This is a genomic window from Bombilactobacillus mellis, assembly GCF_000967245.1.
Classification (GTDB): Bacteria; Bacillota; Bacilli; order Lactobacillales; family Lactobacillaceae; genus Bombilactobacillus; species Bombilactobacillus mellis.
Genome location: NZ_KQ033881.1, coordinates 1 through 18,941, shown reverse-complemented (window position 1 = coordinate 18,941; position 18,941 = coordinate 1). Strand labels below are relative to the sequence as shown.

Here is an 18,941-nt window from a genome sequence, read left to right as displayed (position 1 = left end):
ATAGCTTTCTCCTACAATATTGGGACATTGGAATTTTTAATAAAAAGATCTGACTTATAACTAAGGCCGCATGCTGAGACAACATGTGGCCTTGAACTTTTCTTGTATTGATTACTTTTATCCGGAATCGAAACTGCCATTGGAATGCTGCAAAAAATTATTTTTTCATCCAAATAACAACGGCTTCTTTAGCCTCACAGTCTTCGTCAGTAAGAATGTACAAAGTATATATTAAAGTAACATTAAAAGTCAATCATCATTTCCCTTTTTTATAAAGCTGGATTGATAAAGATGCTTCTATAAAAGAATTGTTTGTCAGTATTTTTCTGATAATTTTCTAATCAGGTGCTCTCTAATTGATTAACTGAAAAAATACAAGTCTTGGAAAACTCCTTTTACAATCAACATCTTATTTGAGATGCAGCCTTTTTATTTTAGCGGTTGTTCATGCCACAACAACTGCTTTTTTTGTGCAGAAAGAACTACTCGCCTAGTGAATAATTGTGTTTTCGGATAACTTCTATGGGAGATAAACAGCAAAGTCAGCTGAGGAAATTTTTTCATAATATTAGTAAAAATTTCGCGTTCGAGTTTATAATCCAACGCACTGGTACTTTCATCCAAGACCAGTAATTGTGGTTGCCTAATTAAGGCCCGGGCGAGGCCAATCAGTTGTATCTGACCACCGGATAATCCTTTGCCATCGGGATGGATCACTTCTGCCAGACGCTTTTTGAGATCAGGTGAAAAGTGTAGAATTGTTAAAATCTCTTTTACTTGTCCTTTGTCTGTGTTTTTTGCCCCTAAACAAATATTATCTAATAACGTCATTTCATAGAGTTTAATAGTTTGTGGAACTATTACACATAAATGGGACCAATTTTTTCGCGAAATGTCTTGAAAATGACACTGGTTAAAAGTAACAATTTTTGCTCTTTGCAGGTAGTCTTTCTTATCTACCGGATACAATAGGGCTGTGTTAATTAGAGAAGATTTACCGACACCAGTCGGACCACTGATCAGAATTCTGTCTCCGGAGTTAATAACTACTTTTTCTTTGAGCCTTGAACCATTAATAAGTTGAGAGTCAGCCTTGATAATAATAGGAAACAGATTAGTAAGATGGCCTTTGCCTTCAAAAGAACAAGCCCTACTTAAGGTTTGGCTTAGTTCATCAATGCGCTGCACTGCGGGGGTATTTTTTTGAAAAGCAATTATTTGTGAGACTAGAACCGTCATCGCCGGCACAATCCATTGGTAAATTTGATAAATAGCCACAAGATTGGCCACAAGATTTACCCGATTTCCCGAATTACCATAGCTAACTAATCCTAGAAAAATGGTTACAGTACAGATTACCTCTGCCATTTCTTGAAGCCAATTTAAAAAAATCGTTTGTTTATTTATCAGTAATTGACTTTTTAATAAATTAGTCGCCTGCTGCCGCCAAGTATGCTTAATAAATTGCGCAAAATTGGAGTTATTCCGAATACTATTAACCCCTCCAAAAGCAGTATCGCTGATTTGATTCCACTGAGATTCCTGTGCTAAATAGCGGCGATTACTGGTTTCCAAACGCCATGACTGAAGATAAACAAGGATATACTCAAATAAGTTAACCAGCAACAAAACCAAGCCAATTCTTAGATTTAAAAATAAAATAAAGACAAAACCCAGTATAATCGTGGTACTGAGCCACAAAAAATTGCCAATCCCACGAAAAATCATTCCTGTCACCTGCTCCGTTTCATTTAATAAGCGATGGATTACTTCCTCTTTATTTAAATGAAGGGCAAAACATTTTAGATATTGGGTGTAGCTCTGCTTTCTAAAGGCCTGACTATTTTGAATAACGAAAGCAGAAAGATATAAATCTACAATAATTAGACCGCAGGTTATCACGGGAATGATAATTAAGAAAAGAGTAATGACAAGTAATTCTGCTTCTCTTTTACGGGGAATGAGATTACTCAAAGCTGCCTTCGTTAGCAGCGGGGGCAATAATAAAATAAGCGATCGGGTAATCGTTATTAACCCAATAAAAAGCTTGCGCCTGTGATTTCCATGCCACAGCACCTTATAAAAATTAGACTTGTTCCTCATCACTTATCCATCTCCTGAGCAATGCTTTCATACTTGCCAACAAGGGGCGGATCATCAAGTCCTGGAAAAAAGATAACTTTATCATCTAAACTTAATTCTTCCGTCCTGTGTAATGCTTCAAAAATAATTACTTCTTGATGTGTATTAATCAAGGATCTTATTTGTTTGGTTGTTTCAGGATCTAAGGAAGCCGTAATTTCATCTAGTACCAAAACGGGCGTTGCTTGCGCTAAGGCGCGAAAAAGACAGATAACCTGTCGTTCTCCGCCTGATAATTGATAGGCACCAGGACCGACCTGCGTATTTAATCCGGCCGGAAATCTTTGGGCCCACTGGTTTACAAACAAGGTTTCCGGCCGTGAGAGTTGTGAAGCATTATTAAAAAAGATATTCTCACGAATAGTTCCTAAAATAATTACCGTTTGTTGGGCTACCAGAGCAAGTTGTTTTTTTAACGCTTCATTTTTGATTTGGGTCGATAAGCAATTATTGAAGACATATTGATATTTGGAGTACACCTGCTCCGCACATAATCCCCGCAAAAAAGTGGTTTTGCCTGATCCTGTTTTCCCCAACAAATAAATATGCATCCCCGGTAAGGCCTGTACAACGAGTTGCGAATCATAAAAAATAGTGATTTCTGTGATTTTACTTATTTCTTTAACTCCTGTAGCTACATCTGCAGAATTTAAATAGGCTTCAATTGATCTTTTCGAAACTAAAGCTTGTTGAATATCAACTAAGATGGAGAAAAAGGCTTTAAAAGGTGCATTTATGTAAGTAATTAATCCCATAACGCTTACCAATTGTCCCAGTGAAATTTGCTGCCGTATAATCATAACTCCCCCGACTAATAAGGCTAGAGCCGGTGCCAGAGCATCTAAAGTCCGGGGAAAGGTCTTGAATAAATTTTTAGAAACATCTATTTGTAAAAAAGCCTGACCCCATTTTTGTTGTAATCTGTGATAGATTTGAGAAAAGAAATTAATATTATCGTACTGGTAGATTTCGGTTTTATTATCACTGCTATTAGCAACAAGTCCTTGTAAAGCCGCCTGTGTTTTTCGCAATTTTCTAATTGATCGTTGCTGTTTGGTGCCGAAGAATTTAAACGGAAAAATATAAATAATGGTGGTAAACAAAACGCAGAGCAACAGCCAGTGATTAATACCCAACAGAAGATAAATTGCGCCAAAAAACATTGTCACTTGCTGAACACAAGTGGGCAAAGTCTGGGAAAAAAGCAATTGCAAGTTATTAATATCATTGGTAAATAATTGTCGATATTCACCATTCTTATACTTCAAGTTGTCGTCATAATTAATCGTAAAATACTTCTCTATTAAAAGCTGTCGGATTTTCTGGGCATATTGACAGCCAATTCTTTCCGTTAAATACTCACTCATTAACGCCAATACTTTGGTTACAACTAAAAAAACCAATAATATCATAAAAAAATATTCAACCTGCTTATTATGCAAAAAGGCATCTGTCAATTGCCCCATCAACTTGGGTATTTGCACAGTAAGTCCGGCTACAATAACACTGGCAACTGTAATTATAGCAATTGTCAATATTTTCTTGCGTGAGCGCATGTTTTTCACCCCCTACTATTTTCAAAAAACCTTTCTCATCATTTAGCAGTGTTCTTAACTGTCAAGTTCCAATAAATTAGCCTTGAATTTGTGAAATTTTGGCTTAATTATTACCTATTTTAAAAATGGTTTAAATTTTATTAACTACTTTAGCATGATCAACTTTTTCTGGAAATAGGCCTTTTAGAGATCTTTGTCTTAGTGACCAGCAGCATTTTTCACTCAACCGCCAATTCCCGTTATTTGGCCAGCCCTATAAAAAATTACTGTCGCAAGACTTTCTCTGCTTTTACACAGCCAATTACAAATAATTCAATATTTAAAATACAAATGTTAGGATAAGGTTGAAGCCAGTATTCAAATCACAACTTCAAGAGGAGAGGTAACAATGAAGAAGCAGGAGAAACTAACTACTAGTGCTGGTCAAGCGTGGGCTAATAATAACCACAGTCAAACCGCGGGTGAACGGGGCCCAGTTTTAATCCAAGATTATCAGTTATTAGAAAAATTGGCTCATTTTGATCGGGAAAGAATTCCTGAACGAGTAGTCCACGCTAAAGGTGCAGGAGCTCGGGGTGTGTTTACGCTGCATCAAGATATGAGTAAATATACTAAGGCCAATCTATTTACCGGTCACAACAAACAGACCCCTATTTTTATTAGATTTTCTCAAGTTGCCGGAGAAGCCGGTTATCCAGATACTATTCGTGATGTGCGGGGTTTTGCCCTCCGCTTTTATACACAGGCGGGCAATTATGATATCGTAGGTAATAATACGCCGGTATTTTTTATTAATGATCCTTTAAAATTCCCCGATTTTATTCATTCTCAGAAACGTGATCCTCAAACTCATCTGCGCAGTAATGAAATGCAGTGGGATTTCTGGTCACATTCGCCGGAATCAGTCCATCAGGTAACTTATCTCATGGGCGATCGGGGTAATCCTGCCAGCTATCAAAATATGAATGGTTACGGCAGCCATACTTTCAAATGGGTCAATGAACAAGGAGAACAATATTGGGTTAAATACCATTTTATTAGTCAGCAAGGCGTAAAAAATATGACTGATCAAACAGCCGCGCAAATTGCTGCTAAAGATCCGGATTACTTATTACACGAACTTTATGATGCAATTGCTAAAGGTCATTTCCCCAGCTGGAAAGTTTGTGTCCAAATAGTACCTTATGAAGCAGGCTTTAATTATAAATATGATATTTTTGATGTTACTAAAGTCATTTCTCATCATGATTATCCCTTAATTGAAATTGGTGAATTTACTTTAAATGAAAATCCCAAAAATTACTTTGATGAAGTGGAAGAAATTGCTTTCTCCCCGGCCAATATGGTACCTGGTATTGAACCTTCACTCGACAAACTTTTACAGGGACGTTTATTTAGTTATAAAGATGCTGCCAGATATCGTCTAGGAGTCAACTTTGATCAATTACCGATTAATCAGCCTTTAAACCCAGTTCACAACTACGAACGTGACGGCTTTATGGCCCAAAACCAGGATAATACCGTTAACTATGAACCGAACAGTTTTCAAGGTCCAAAAGAAGATAATTCTGCTCAAATTCAGGGAGATTCTGTCCAAGGAAAAACGGGTAATTACCTCCCCTATGATCAAGATTATTATTCTGCCGCGGGGCGTTTATATCGCGTCATGAAACCGGAGGAACAAGAACGTTTGATTGCAACGATTAAAAACATGCTGGGATCGGTTACCAAACCAGAAATTAAGATTTTAGAAACCCGGCAATTTTATCAAGCTGACCATGAATATGGCCAAAGAGTGGCACAAGCTTTAGGCTTGAAGATGGAAGAGATCATCAAGCATTAATATTATCAATTTTAAGAGCAATCAGCTTACTCTATCTGCGCAGATAAAACTATGTAACTAAAATAAGAATCAAACTGTCTAAACACAGCTTGATTCTTATTTTTTTAGCCTCACAATCTTAAAATATAATAATTTTCTTCTTAATTATTATCTCTAAAAATAATTTAGTAGCAGCGTTTGGCAAGATTGACAGCTTTCCAATATTCGACTATTAATTCTAATATCCCAATTCCTTTTTGATTTTTTTAAGGTATTTTCGTGAAACGGGGCATTTAATATTATCCACCAGAACTAATTCCATATTATGTAAATCCAAAATTTTAACTTTATTTTTATTAATAATATATGACTTGTGACAGCGACAAAAATTATCCGATAGAAGCAGTAATTTAGCTAGTGATCCATAAATCTCCAATTGTTGGTTAACAGTCACAATCATAATCCGATGTTTATTGAGAGAAGTTTGTGCATAAATAAAGTCAGCCTCGCGAATCCGTAATAATTTCGAACCGATTTTCAAAGGCAGAGTTTGATATTCCTCTAAGTGCGCATCAGGTGTATGGTTCTGCCTTAAATAAGCTTTTTGAATACAGTCAGAGATTTTCCGCTTATATCCGGCAACTTCATCTTTCAATATATAATCCAGGGCGTCTAGCTGATAGTCAAAAGTCAAGTAGGCCATTTCTGAATATGTTGTAAAGAATACGATTGAAGACCAAGCATCATTTTTTCTGATCATTTGCGCTAATTGCAACCCTGTGGGCTGTTTGGGACCTAAAACTATATCTAAAATAAATAAAGCACCTGGTTGATAACATTTCTTTTGTAAAACTTGAAAAAACTCATTGGCTTTAGTTGTGGCCAGATAGATTCTGATATTAAAAACGCTCTTTTGGGCAATTTCTTTAATTATACGTTGTAATTCATATAATTGTTCAATGTTATCTTCACAAATTAAAATATCCATCCTATGATTCCCCATTATTAATAAGAATTTCTTGAACCAAAAAGCCGTCCTTATAACTACTTAGTAATTCTATATCTTGAGAAGCCGTAATAAGTTCTTTTAAATTTTTAGTATCATAGGTCGAATGTTGAGAAAGCGTGTACGCAAAAATATCATGTATTTTTGGTGGTCGGGCATCAGCTGGGCGAAGTGAATAGCGGACTACAAAAGATATATCATTATTTGCCTTTGTAATTAAAAAATCAAGCCGACCCTTATGTTGACATACATAGGTACTTGCCGTTTGTAAAATTATTTCTATCATCGCAATTATCAACATGGTATCATCTTTTTTTATTTGAATGGGCTCCAAACATTCAAAATGAATATTTATGTTTTTTTGGTAAGAAGAGAGCAACTGATAAGCTAAAAAGCCTTTAACAGATCTGGGACTAATATTCTGTAAATCACTAATTCGTAAATCCTCATAGGTAAAGGAAGCATCCAAAAGCTGCAGTGCTTCTTTATAATAAGCTTGCATACCGGTGAAGTCTTTATTTTTTATAAAGAGCAGTGAAGAAGAAATAACGTTAATATAATCATGTTTGAACTTACTTAATTCATTAAAATTCTTTTCTAAGACTTTCGAATAATCTTCCAAGTGGCGAAGCTGCTGTTCCAAATTAGCATCTCTAATTTTTTGGGCATTATATAAAAAATAAATAACCAATAATAAAATAAAAACAATCAAGATAACAAGAAAGATACTTTCTATGACTAATTTATCCACCTGAAGATAGTGCGCTAAATTCACCTCAAAAGTAGAGAGAATTAAGATGAAAATGATAACTAAAAAATTAATTAGAAAAAACCGACTTATTTTCTTTTGAAAAATTATATCCGAAAATTGGCTCAGTAAGAAATTCTGCAGTCCCCAGGAACCAATACCACCTACCAAAAATGAAATAATATAAAGCGCAGAGTTCAGTAAGGGCGCTATATCAAGAAATATTACCAAACTGTCTAAAATTAAAAAAACTGCCAAACTCATTACTAAACACAATAAAGGATATAAAGTTACCAGAGCATGGGATTGACTGCCGTAATAATTCACTAGAATTAAAACAAAGGTAAATAATAAACCACTGACTACCGAAGAAATCGAGGACAGCCAAGCCCCAAGCGGTGTTATCAGGAGCATAAAAAAAAATAATATATTCTTTTATTTCTAGCCAGCTCATTTTTTATGACTACAAAATTAAACAACTGCAAAATTAAAAATTGTACGCCCGCCACCAATATTACTAACATCATTCCAACTCCCATTTTTCTGGAAACTTCCCCTGACTGTGAGATGATCTTTATTTTTGATTTTAAAATTAGAGACTCCTCAAAGCAAGCGGTTCTCCAATGAGGGTGCAGAAACAGTTATTAACTTTCCCTGGTCCATTTTAAATATTTGATCATACAAGCCAGAAATATTAGTTTTATGGGTAATTGCAATGACTGTGAGCTCCTGTTTTTGTAATAAAGTATTTTCAATATCATTCCCGGTTTTCTCATCCAGAGCCGAAGTAGCTTCATCAAATAACACAACTGGCTTTGCCTTTAAAAATGCTCTAGCTATCGACAGCCGCTGCTTTTGTCCCCCGGACAAATTCTTGCCATTCTCTCCACAAGAATAAGCCAAATTATTTTGTATGGTCGCTAAAAAATCAGTTAATCCCGCCTGTTGCAGTGCACTAAGAACTGCCGCATCCGAAAAATCACGGCCCAGAGTGACATTATTTTTGAGAGTATCATTAAAGATAAATACTTCTTGAGGAATTATCGCCAACTGGGAATACCACCAGGCAGAAGATAAATCCTGCAAATTATCCTGATCAATCACAATTCGGCCCTGATCTGGTTGAAATAATTGTAATAACAGCTTGAAAATAGTAGTTTTACCACTGCCGGATTTCCCGGTAATTGCGTATTTTTTCCCAATAATAAAGTTTACGGACAGATCCTTCAAGACCCTGGCACTGTTGGGAGCATACTTAAAATCTACCTGCTCAAATTTAATTTCCTTTTTTAAGGTCCCTCGTTTGTTCTTTAAATCAGGTTGACGAGCAATTAGTGGCTGATGAATTGTGGGCGCTAAGAGCTGTTTGGAACTCTGAAAACGTGAGATTAGTAACCCCAAATCATTGATGGGCAGGACGACAAAGTTAACCAACTGCACAATGGCAGTCACACTGCCAATCGTCGTATATCCTTGGACCGTTAATATCATCCCCCCGCCAAAGGCGACCAAAAAGACCACCAAGCCGGATAATTCGGAAACCGTAGCCGTGAGCGCTTCATTACCCCGCAAACGTAACTGCGATTTTGCATAACTATTTAAATATTTTTGGTACATAGTACTTATATAATTTTCTACTTGATAATTTTTGATTGTGACATAACCACTGATGATCTCTTTAATCTTATTAACATAGCTTTTTTCTTGAAGTAGTGCCTGGTTTTTGAGTTTTTCACTTTTTTTAGCGGAAATTCCACTCAACCCGAGGGGCAATGCAGTAGCGATCAATATCAGTAAAGCCAACCAAAATTCGCTATAAAACATGGCTCCTAAAGAAGCGCTGATTAACATCAAATTACGAGCTATTTGAAAAAAACCTTTCAGGTAATCATCTCCCAATTGCTGCGTTTCGTTTAGTAACAAATGTTGGTAATCACTAGTATTTTGACGACTAAAGGCTGCATAACTCATTTCTAAAATCTTTTGCATTAAAAATAACCGAGATGCCGTAATTCTTTTTGCTGAATAAAGATTAGTTAAAAATTTGGCTAAATAATTAAGACAAACAAAGCAAATAACTATTACTATACTTACCCCTAAATGATAATAAAGACCGGTAATATTTTTACTGACACCATCATCTATTAATAATTTAATTGTTAAAGCAAAGGCTACATTACTAAGAGGCGCTATGATATTAATAAAAAAAGTTAAGATGAACAAAAAGTTTATTTTTATCAGGGATTTGGCTGTAGTTGGCAAATTTCGTCTTCCTTTATTGAAATGTTTTAAATTAATAGTCTGCCAGACGCTTATCTGCTCTTCTAAGAAGTGTGATTTGCTGATTTTTTACCCAATACAATTCAGCCCCCAGCTCTTGTAATTGTTGAATGAGGTGGCTGGCAATAACTATACAGGTATTTTGTTGCGCTAAAAATGTTAATATCTCTTCAACTTGGTGAACGGATAAGCGATCTAATCCATTAAAGGGTTCATCTAAGAGTAATAATTGCGGGAAATTACAAATTGCGCGCAGAATTCCCAGTTTTTTTCGCCAACCCAGAGATAAATTTTTTACTTTTGTTTCTAATTTTCGATTTAATCCCAGTAACAACAGCAGCTTATCTAAATAATTTCTAGTAACTTTGACCTTCAGCAACGCTTGTTGTTCAGCTAATACTTGCTGCACAGTATAGTTATTTGGAAAAAGCGGTTCTTCAATTAAACTTCCTATCTGGGCTCTTTGAATTTCATGCTGGCCATTTTCAATATTGATCTCCTTAAAAATGATCTGGCCGCTATCCACATAATTAAGTCCTAAAATACTTTTCATTAAGGTCGTTTTTCCGGAACCATTAGTCCCGACTAATCCATAAATTTTACTGCTTTGAAAATTCAGATTAACATCCTTTAAAATCAGATTATTATTTAGAGATTGCGACAGATGACAAATTTTTAAAATAATATGATTTGATTGCACGATCAATCCTCCCATTTTTTCAGCTGAGCAGCTCAGCTGTTAAATATTCAGATGATTAAACTTTTTGAGCGCCAAAAAACTGCCGCTGAGAGTAATCAGTGCTATTATTAGCAAAGCCCAGAACAAATAATTATTATTTTGATTTTTATAGGTAGAAACAGTGGCGTTGCCCAAAATAACACACAGAAAAATAGCATTGCCGATAATGTAGCCGACTTTGTTTTTGAACATGGCCACTACACCGGACAATAAACCCGCCAAAATAAAGCCCAGATCCAAAACCAAATCTTTGAACAAGAAAGTGTCCAAGTTTAATAACCGGAAATTTTTAAGCATTAGATAAAATATAATTATTACTAACAAATGCAGTATCAATAAGACGAGTCCTGAAATCAGAAAAATGGCAAATAACATACCTAAATAAACTTTAGTTCTAGAAATAGGATAAGTAAGCAGTTGAGCAATTGTCCGATCTTCAAAAGCGCGGGCAATTATTTGATAACTTAAAAAACCTTCTAATAAGATAATTCCGGCTCGCATAAATAAGGTCTCAAAATAATAAAAGACCATACTGGCTTGAATAGCTGGACTAGTCTTATTAAATTGGGCAGGTAGAATGCTGCTTAATTTATTATCCCGCCACAGGCCACTGAGAATAATGCTAGTAATAAAAGTCGCCGCCAGAAACAGAGCTGATAAATAGAGAACCAATTTCCTGAAACCAGCACGTCTAAAATATAGTTGGACTAAGCGCCACATATAAACCTCACTTTCCTTTTTTATTGTTAACCTTTCAACCTTAAAAATAAACTGATCTTTCCCCACCAGTAGTTTTTTCTTCCCCAGTTGCCGGACGTGATCCAATTTTTGCTTTAGGAAAACATAAAAAAATAGCCGCTGATAATTTTTATGGCGCGACTACTTTCAGCTTATGTAACTAAAATAAGAATCAAACTGTCTAAACACAGCTTGATTCTTATTTTTTTAGCCAATAAAGGCTGTACAAATTAAATTCAAGAGAAACATCCCACTAATAATCCACATGGTAGGAGTTACTTTGTGTGCTTGGCGCACGACCACTTTAGCTAAAGGATAACTCACAAAACCGAAAGATAAACCAGTCGCAATACTTCCAGTTAAAGGGATTAAGACAATAATCAAAAAGGCTGGAAACCAATCACTAAAGTCTTGCAGGTTAATAAAACGCAGGTTTTGCATCATCGTCGCCCCGGTAATAATGATTACCGGAGCAATAGCTACTTGGGGAACATATTTGAGAAAGCCGACCAAAAACAAGGAAGCCGCAAATAAGCCACTTGCTACTAAGGCTACAATCCCGTTTTTGCCGCCACTTTCGATTCCGGCAGCACTTTCAGCCGCCGCTACGGTCGGACTGGTACCGAAAATTCCCGACAAAAAGCACGTTAAGGCACTACTTTGAAAACCGGCTTTAAAACGGGACTTATCCGGCATAATACTTTCTAATAATCCCATCGATTCAAAAACTAAAATCATGGTCATCGAAAAGACTGCCAACCAGAATTGTACTTGACCGATATTGTGAAAATCGCCTTGATTAAAGATTTTGCCCCATTGCGAAATCTGACTTAATTGCACACTGGTGGCTTGACCTTGAATATGGCAAAAGAAGCCGACAATACTAGTCACAGCAATCCCAATAATGAAATCACCCGGAACCTTTAACAAAAATAAAATGATCGTTAAAACCAGGCCAAACACCGCTAACAGCGTTGCCGGTGATCTTAAAGAACCCAGGGCCAACAAGGACCCGTTATGTCCGGCCACAATCAACCCGGCTTTTTCTAAACCGAGTTCCACTAAGAACATCCCAATCCCTACCGTAATCCCGGTTTTTAAAACCGGCGGAATACTACGGGCCAAAATATCACTTAGTGAAGAAAAAGCAATCACTAAATACAACAAACTGCTGACTAAAGATACAGCAATAGCAGTCTGCCACGAAAATTTCATCGAAACCACTAAGGTGTAAGTGAAAAATGCATTAACTCCCATTCCCGGAGTCAAAATAATCGGGGCCTTGCCCCACAAGGCCATAATTAAACAGCCGACAACAGAAATCATAATCGTCGCGAAAATACTCAAATTAAAGGGTATTCCGGCATCCTTTAAGATCATCGGATTGACGATAATGATATAGGAAATCGCAAAAAAACTGGTTACTCCGGCCAAAATTTGTTTTTTTAAATCTTGGTCCGCAGAAGAATTAAGTTTTTTGACTTTATTAAATTTACTTAAAAACGCCTGCAACTACTACTCACACCTTCATTAAACTTTACCAAACAAACAAGCCGACAAAGCCTGCTGAAAGTAAGGAAACTAAAATTCCCGATAAGAGCATTAAGCCCACATTACTTGAAACGTAATCATTCTTTTCTTTATTAACAATCCCTTTAAAGGCCCCAATGACCATACCAATCGTAGAGAAGTTGGCAAAAGAAGTTAAAAAGACGGTTAAAACTGCTTGATAATGCGGCAATAAATCTTTGACAGTATGGGTAATTTGTCCCATTACGACAAATTCGTTAGTTACAATCTTAGTACCCATATATTGGGCCAACTGGAAAGCATCTCCCGGATTAAGTCCTAACAGCCAAGCAAAAGGAAACATCACGATTCCTAAAACATGCTCGAGACTCAGCCAAGGATGCACACAAGCTAAGATTTTGTCAATCAAAGCCGCTAAAGCGACAAATGCAACCACATTCGCAGTAATAATCAAAATTAAGCGGCCGGCATTCAAAATGGAATCCCCTAAAAACGAAAAGAAAGGTTCCCGTTTACTTTCGGGGCTCTCATCTTCCAAGGTCACAATCACATCTTCTGCTTCCGGAACCTGAATCGGATTTAAGATGTTCGTCACAATAATGGCATCAATAATATTAATGGGAATAGCCGTTAAAATAAATTGGGCCGGCATCATTTGGGTATAAGCACCCAAAATGGAGGCGGTCACACAAGACATGGACATCATTGCTAACGTCAAATCCCGTTCTTTATTCATTTTCTTCAGCTGTAAACTCGAAACTGCCAGAGATTCGGTATTACCCAAAAACATCATTTCGACTGCAAAGAATGATTCAAATTTCGGCTGACCTGTAATTTTGGCTAAACCGTGTCCCACCCATTTAATGATCCAGGGTAAAACCCCGATATAGGTTAAAATATCAAACATCGGGACAATCATTAAAATCGGCATTAAAGAACTAATAACAAAGTCCATATTTTTGACATGAACCATACTCGGAAAAGCAAAGGCAATCCCTGTATAGGAGACATCGATTAAGGCATTAAAACCATCAGCTGCTGCTTTGACAATAGCGCGGCCGACAGAAAAATCAGTTAAGAACCAAGCCAAAATGGCATTAATAACGACCATCACCCCGATAGACCGCCATTTAATAGCCGCCCGATTCTTAGAAAACAAGAAAGCAATCCCAATAAAGACGGCAATGCCGATGAGGTTAACTACTAAATACATACTGACACCTGCCTCCTCTATTGCTCGGTGCTGATAGCTGTCTCCAAAGCTACCTTGATCATATCGTTAAAGGAGGTTTCCCGTTCTTGAGCCGTAGTTTCTTCCCCGGTCATGATATGGTTACTAATAGTCAATACTCCTAAAGCTTGGACATGATATTTAGCCGCTAATAAATATAAAGCTGCTGTTTCCATTTCGGAACCTAAAATGCCGTAATCAATTAATTTTTGCCGATCAATTTCATCATTATAGAAACGGTCTTCGGACAAAATATTACCGACTTTAGCCGGAATATCCAACTTTTGACTAGCTTGATAAGCGGCCATTAACATCGAAAAGTCAGCGGTAGGTGCATAATAGATCCCACTACCAAAAGTATTTTGAATAATTGAAGAATCAGTGGTGGCACTTTGGGCAATAACGACGTCACGCACTTTAATATCAGGACTCATTCCGCCGCAAGTACCTACGCGGAGTAATTTTTTAACGCCATATTCTTGGATTAATTCGGTAGCATAAATGGAAATCGAAGGAATTCCCATACCGGTAGCCTGCACTGAAACATCTTGTCCTTGATACTTACCGGTATAACCAAAAGCATTACGCACGGTATTATAACGGGTAGGATTTTCCAAAAAATTTTCTGCAATATATTGGGCCCGTAAAGGATCACCAGGCAATAAAACGGTGGAGGCAATATCTCCGGTTTGTGCTTCAATATGTGTACTCACTTGTCGAACTCCTTTATTAATTATTATTTAATTACTTGATAAATTCGGGGTGGTACTTGGGCGTGCTCGCCAATAGTAATATTGGCAGCCAATAAGGCCTGCACTTCACTAATATCGGCTTGATTACTGTGAATAGTCAATAAGGACTCGCCAGCTTGGACAGGGTCACCTAATTTTTTGTGGACATCAATCCCCACGGCATAGTCCAACTGATCGCTGGCTTGTTGCCGGCCGCCGCCTAATAACATGCTGGCAATTCCGACTTCATCAGCAGCCATCTGCGTAACGACACCGGACTTTGCGGCAGGAAATTCAATTTGATATTGAGCATGTGGCATTAAACTGTAATCATCCACAACGCGCGGATCTCCGCCTTGAGCGGCAATCATCGCCCGAAAACGCTCTAAAGCAGCACCAGAAGTAATAGTTTCCTGCAGCATTTTCTTAGCAGTGGCTACATCAGGAGCCTTTTGTCCCAGCACTACCATATAACTGCCTAAAGTCAAAGTGATTTCTTCAAGGTCGGCTGGTCCTTGACCTTTCAGCAAGTCAATAGCTTCTTCAATTTCTAAAGTATTCCCAATCTTATGACCTAAAGGCTGGTTCATATCGGTAATAACAGCAATACACTGCATTCCGACACTTTGACCAATATCTACCAAAGCCCGCGCTAAAGCAGCAGCTTGTTCTTGAGTTTTCATAAAGGCACCGGCACCGGTTTTGACATCAATAACTAAAGCATCCGTTCCGGAAGCAATTTTCTTACTCATAATGGAACTGGCAATCAACGGCAAGGAATCCACAGTATCGGTTACATCCCGCAAAGCGTAGATTTTTTTATCTGCCGGAGCAATATCACCGGTAGCACCAATAATGGCCAAACCTTGTTCGGTCACTTGCTTCACAAAATCTTGTTCACTAATTTCCACTTGCAGGCCTGGAATGGCTTCCAGTTTATCTAAAGTACCGCCAGTATGACCCAGACCACGGCCAGAAATCATCGGTACCGGAATGCCGACAGCAGCTACCATTGCTGCCAGCGGCAAACTAACCTTATCGCCCACACCGCCGGTAGAATGCTTATCTACTTTAATTCCCGGAACAGCTGATAAATCAACCCGATCACCGGATTCCATCATCTTCATGGTTAAAGTCTTGCGTTCGGCGGCTGTCATATCCTGAAAATAAATCGCCATTAGTAAGGCACTGATTTGGTAATCAGGAATAGTTTTGTTAACTACGCCATCAATAAAAAAGGCAATTTCGGTTGCCGTTAGCTCGCCGCCATTGCGCTTTTTATCGATGATATCTAACATTCGCATTGTTATATCACCTCAGTTAATTAATTCCAATCACACTTACTGCAAATCAGACAAAAAGCTGGTTCCTACGCCGTTGCCGGCCACACCAAAGTTGTCTAAGATTGTAGCTCCAAAATCAGCGAAAGTTTGACGTGTTGGTAATTGACCGCTACCCTGCATACTTGGAGAGTAAGCTAAAAGGGGTACGTATTCACGGGTATGATCACTACCCTTATAACAAGGATCGTTACCATGATCAGCGGTAATCATTAACAAGTCATCATCACGCATGTTGGCTACTACTTGACCCAAACGTTGATCCAATTCCATCAAGGCTTGACCGTAACCTTCCGGATTACGACGATGACCGTACATGGCATCAAAGTCAACCAAGTTCACAAAGCAAAAACCGGTAAAGTCTTCTTGCATAACGTGGTCGACATGATCCATTCCGTCCATATTACTTTCATTATGGTAGCCTTCAGCAATTCCCTGACCAGAGAAAATATCATTAATCTTACCGACACCCACAGTATGCAGACCGCTCTTTTGTAAGTGGTCTAAAACTGTTGGACCAGTAGGACTTAAGGAAAAGTCATGGCGATTAGCGGTCCGGGTAAAGTGGTCTTTATCCGGTCCCACATAAGGACGAGCAATAACTCGGCCCATAACATATTCCGGACCATTGACCAAACTGCGGGCATATTCACAAATCCGATATAATTCTTTAACAGGAATTACATCTTCATGCGCTGCAATTTGTAAAACTGAATCGCCGGAAGTATAAATGATGAGATCGCCGGTAGCCATTTGGTGTTCACCCAATTCTTGGATGATCTTGGTACCGGATTCCGGACGGTTACCCACAATCTTGCGTCCGGAAAATTCGGAAATCTTTTGGAGTAAGTCTTCCGGAAAACCATTAGGAAAATGATTCAACGGCTGCTTCACTGGCAATTCCATCATTTCCCAGTGGCCATCCATACTATCTTTACCTACAGAAATTTCCTGCATTTTACTATAATAGCCTTGTTGGATCTCAATTTTAGGCACACCCAGAATTTCCTGTTCCCGCAAATTGGAAATACCCAACTTTTGTAAGGCCGGCAAATGTAATTCTCCCTTGTAAAATTCACCAATATGACCTAAGGTATCAGCACCCACATTATCAAATTGGTCGGCATCGGGAGCGGAACCGGTACCGACAGAATCCATCACGATTCCAAAAATACGCTTATATTTTGCCATCTTTAACTCTTAATCTCCTTGCCTAGTTCTCTTCTAAAATTTTAACTGTGGCACTAACCCCTAAACGGCTGGCCCCAGCTGCAATCATGTCCAAAGCTTCTTGACGAGAATGAATACCACCGGAAGCTTTGACACCTAAACGATCGCCGACAGTTTTACGCATTAAGGCAACATCTTCAACTTTAGCGCCGGCACTGCTAAAACCAGTCGAAGTTTTGACATAGTCCGCTTGAGCGGCTTCGGCCAATTGGCAAGCCTTAACGATTTGATCATTATTCAAAAATGATGTTTCAATAATGACTTTCAACAGCTTATTTTCTTGATGCACAGCCGCACTTACAGCTGCAATATCGGATTGCACAAAAGTATCATTATTACTGAGCAATTCACCAATATTGATGACCATATCAATTTCTTCAGCACCGGCATTCATCGCATCCTGAGCTTCCGCTACTTTAGCAGCAGTACTGGTAGCTCCTAAAGGAAAGCCGACTACAGCAATCGGATTAACTGGAGAATCCGCTAGTTGTGCTTTTACTAGTGGGATCCAGTGGGCATTCACACAGACAGAAGCCGTTTGATATTTCTTAGCTTCTTGACAAGTTTGTTCGATCTCTGCTTGAGTTGCATCTGGTTTTAAATTAGTATGATCTAAATACCGTGCTAACTCGGCTGTTGTTAATTCCATTAATAAAACCCCTTTCAACAATACTTATGATCATAGCACTAAAATGAACATATGTAAATAATAGACTTGAAATAAATTTCAGAATTGAGGCAAAACGATGTCCAAAAATAACCTGAACGAAAAAATTAAACAGGCCTTGCAGGTCAGCCGCCTGTATTATCTGGATGGTGTCAGTCAAATCAGCATTGCCCGCCAGTTGCAGTTGTCGCGCCCGACAGTGTCGCGCTTATTGCAGTTTGCCAAAGAGCAGCATTTGGTGGAAATTAAAATCCAAGACCCCTTTCAAAATGTGGCCTTGTTGCAGCAACAGTTGCGCCAGCACTATCAGCTCAAAGAAGTGCTCATTGCCAGTCAAACGAATGCGAATCCGACCAATATCTTAGCCAGCCTCGGTCAGCAAACCGCCCAATATTTAGAACGGATTGTGCATCATCATGATATTATCGGCATCAGTTGGGGGCAAACGATGGCAGCTGTGGCCCGTAGCCTGCAGCCCAGTGCGGCTCAAGGGGTGCAATTAGTCCAACTAAAAGGCAGCGTCGTCAATTCCCAGGAAAATAACTACGCCTATGAAATTACCCGCCGCTTTAACCAAGCCTTTCAAACCGTGGCCCAGATTCTGCCGTTGCCGGTCATCTTTGATAATGTAGCCACCAAAAAACTCGTCGAACAGGATCAGTTTATTAAAAGTGTGCTCGAACAAGGCCAAGCCGCCAATATTGCCCTCTATACTGTCGGTACCACCTTGCCTTCAGCGATGTTGTTTCGCTTGGGTTATTTTTCACCAACGGCGATTAAGCATTTGCAGCAAGTAGCCGTGGGTGATTTGTTGTCCCGTTTTATTACCGCCAAAGGAACAATTGCGGATAAACCATTAAATGAGCGAACAGTTAGTATTGAATTAGCAGCTTTAAAAAAGAAGGAGTACTCGATTTTGGTGGCGGGAGGCCTGCAGAAAGTGCCAGCGATACAAGCGGCTTTAGTGGGAGGATATCCCAATGTCCTAATTACGGACATCCAAACGGCGCAAAAGTTACTGTCCTAAATCAAGACAGAAGTCAGAAAGCTAAAAAGTAAAACAACAAGAAAAGTAAGAAAAACAACTGAAAAAAGGGAAAAGAAAGGAAAAAAGAAATAAAGGAAAAAAAGAAAAACAGCGTCCGGCAAGAGCGCCAGACGCTGGTAAGAAGTGCGAACTT

The 18,941-nt window shown here is 38.4% G+C and carries 15 protein-coding genes; 2 read left to right on the top strand and 13 right to left on the bottom strand.

Annotated elements, in window-relative coordinates; all coding sequences use genetic code 11:
- Positions 1-429: 429 nt before the first annotated feature.
- Positions 430-1,974, bottom strand: coding sequence for an ATP-binding cassette domain-containing protein (locus JG29_RS07980; RefSeq protein WP_198139906.1), 1,545 nt, complete (start codon positions 1,972-1,974; stop codon positions 430-432).
- A gap of 128 nt (positions 1,975-2,102) precedes the next feature.
- Positions 2,103-3,698, bottom strand: a complete 1,596-nt coding sequence (locus JG29_RS07975) for an ABC transporter transmembrane domain-containing protein (protein WP_045923458.1) — start codon at positions 3,696-3,698, stop codon at positions 2,103-2,105.
- 388 nt (positions 3,699-4,086) lie between these two features.
- On the opposite strand from JG29_RS07975, the gene JG29_RS07970 reads away from it, so the two are divergent.
- Positions 4,087-5,541, top strand: a complete 1,455-nt coding sequence (locus JG29_RS07970; RefSeq protein ID WP_045923457.1) for a catalase — start codon at positions 4,087-4,089, stop codon at positions 5,539-5,541.
- 217 nt (positions 5,542-5,758) lie between these two features.
- On the opposite strand, the gene JG29_RS07965 is transcribed toward JG29_RS07970, so the two are convergent.
- From JG29_RS07965 to deoC, 11 genes are all read right to left on the bottom strand, one after another.
- Entirely contained in the window at positions 5,759-6,508 is a 750-nt protein-coding gene (locus tag JG29_RS07965) for a LytR/AlgR family response regulator transcription factor (RefSeq protein ID WP_045923456.1), read from the bottom strand.
- Between the two features lies 1 nt (position 6,509).
- Positions 6,510-7,688: a hypothetical protein gene (locus JG29_RS07960; protein WP_045923455.1), complete on the bottom strand. Its 1,179-nt coding sequence runs from the start codon at positions 7,686-7,688 to the stop codon at positions 6,510-6,512.
- A gap of 189 nt (positions 7,689-7,877) precedes the next feature.
- On the bottom strand, positions 7,878-9,497 hold the full coding sequence (locus JG29_RS07955) for an ABC transporter ATP-binding protein (RefSeq protein ID WP_232297114.1): 1,620 nt from the start codon (positions 9,495-9,497) through the stop codon (positions 7,878-7,880).
- Between the two features lie 70 nt (positions 9,498-9,567).
- Positions 9,568-10,254, bottom strand: a complete 687-nt coding sequence (locus JG29_RS07950) for an ABC transporter ATP-binding protein (RefSeq protein WP_045923453.1) — start codon at positions 10,252-10,254, stop codon at positions 9,568-9,570.
- Positions 10,255-10,293: 39 nt separating this feature from the next.
- The gene (locus tag JG29_RS07945; RefSeq protein ID WP_045923452.1) at positions 10,294-11,013 is read right to left on the bottom strand and encodes a hypothetical protein; all 720 of its coding nucleotides are present in this window, start codon (positions 11,011-11,013) and stop codon (positions 10,294-10,296) included.
- Positions 11,014-11,238: 225 nt separating this feature from the next.
- Positions 11,239-12,543, bottom strand: coding sequence for an NCS2 family permease (locus JG29_RS07940; protein ID WP_045923451.1), 1,305 nt, complete (start codon positions 12,541-12,543; stop codon positions 11,239-11,241).
- 25 nt (positions 12,544-12,568) lie between these two features.
- The gene (locus tag JG29_RS07935) at positions 12,569-13,774 is read right to left on the bottom strand and encodes a NupC/NupG family nucleoside CNT transporter (protein ID WP_045923450.1); all 1,206 of its coding nucleotides are present in this window, start codon (positions 13,772-13,774) and stop codon (positions 12,569-12,571) included.
- 17 nt (positions 13,775-13,791) lie between these two features.
- Positions 13,792-14,505: a purine-nucleoside phosphorylase gene (gene deoD, locus JG29_RS07930; RefSeq protein ID WP_045923449.1), complete on the bottom strand. Its 714-nt coding sequence runs from the start codon at positions 14,503-14,505 to the stop codon at positions 13,792-13,794.
- A 23-nt stretch (positions 14,506-14,528) separates the two neighbouring features.
- Entirely contained in the window at positions 14,529-15,827 is a 1,299-nt protein-coding gene (locus JG29_RS07925) for a pyrimidine-nucleoside phosphorylase (protein ID WP_045923448.1), read from the bottom strand.
- Positions 15,828-15,863: 36 nt separating this feature from the next.
- Positions 15,864-17,054: a phosphopentomutase gene (locus JG29_RS07920; protein ID WP_045923447.1), complete on the bottom strand. Its 1,191-nt coding sequence runs from the start codon at positions 17,052-17,054 to the stop codon at positions 15,864-15,866.
- 22 nt (positions 17,055-17,076) lie between these two features.
- A complete protein-coding gene (deoC, locus tag JG29_RS07915; protein ID WP_045923446.1) occupies positions 17,077-17,742 on the bottom strand; it encodes a deoxyribose-phosphate aldolase in 666 nt (221 codons plus the stop codon).
- Positions 17,743-17,839: 97 nt separating this feature from the next.
- Between deoC and JG29_RS07910 the strand changes: the two genes are divergently transcribed.
- Positions 17,840-18,787, top strand: coding sequence for a sugar-binding transcriptional regulator (locus tag JG29_RS07910; protein WP_045923445.1), 948 nt, complete (start codon positions 17,840-17,842; stop codon positions 18,785-18,787).
- Positions 18,788-18,941 lie beyond the last annotated feature (154 nt).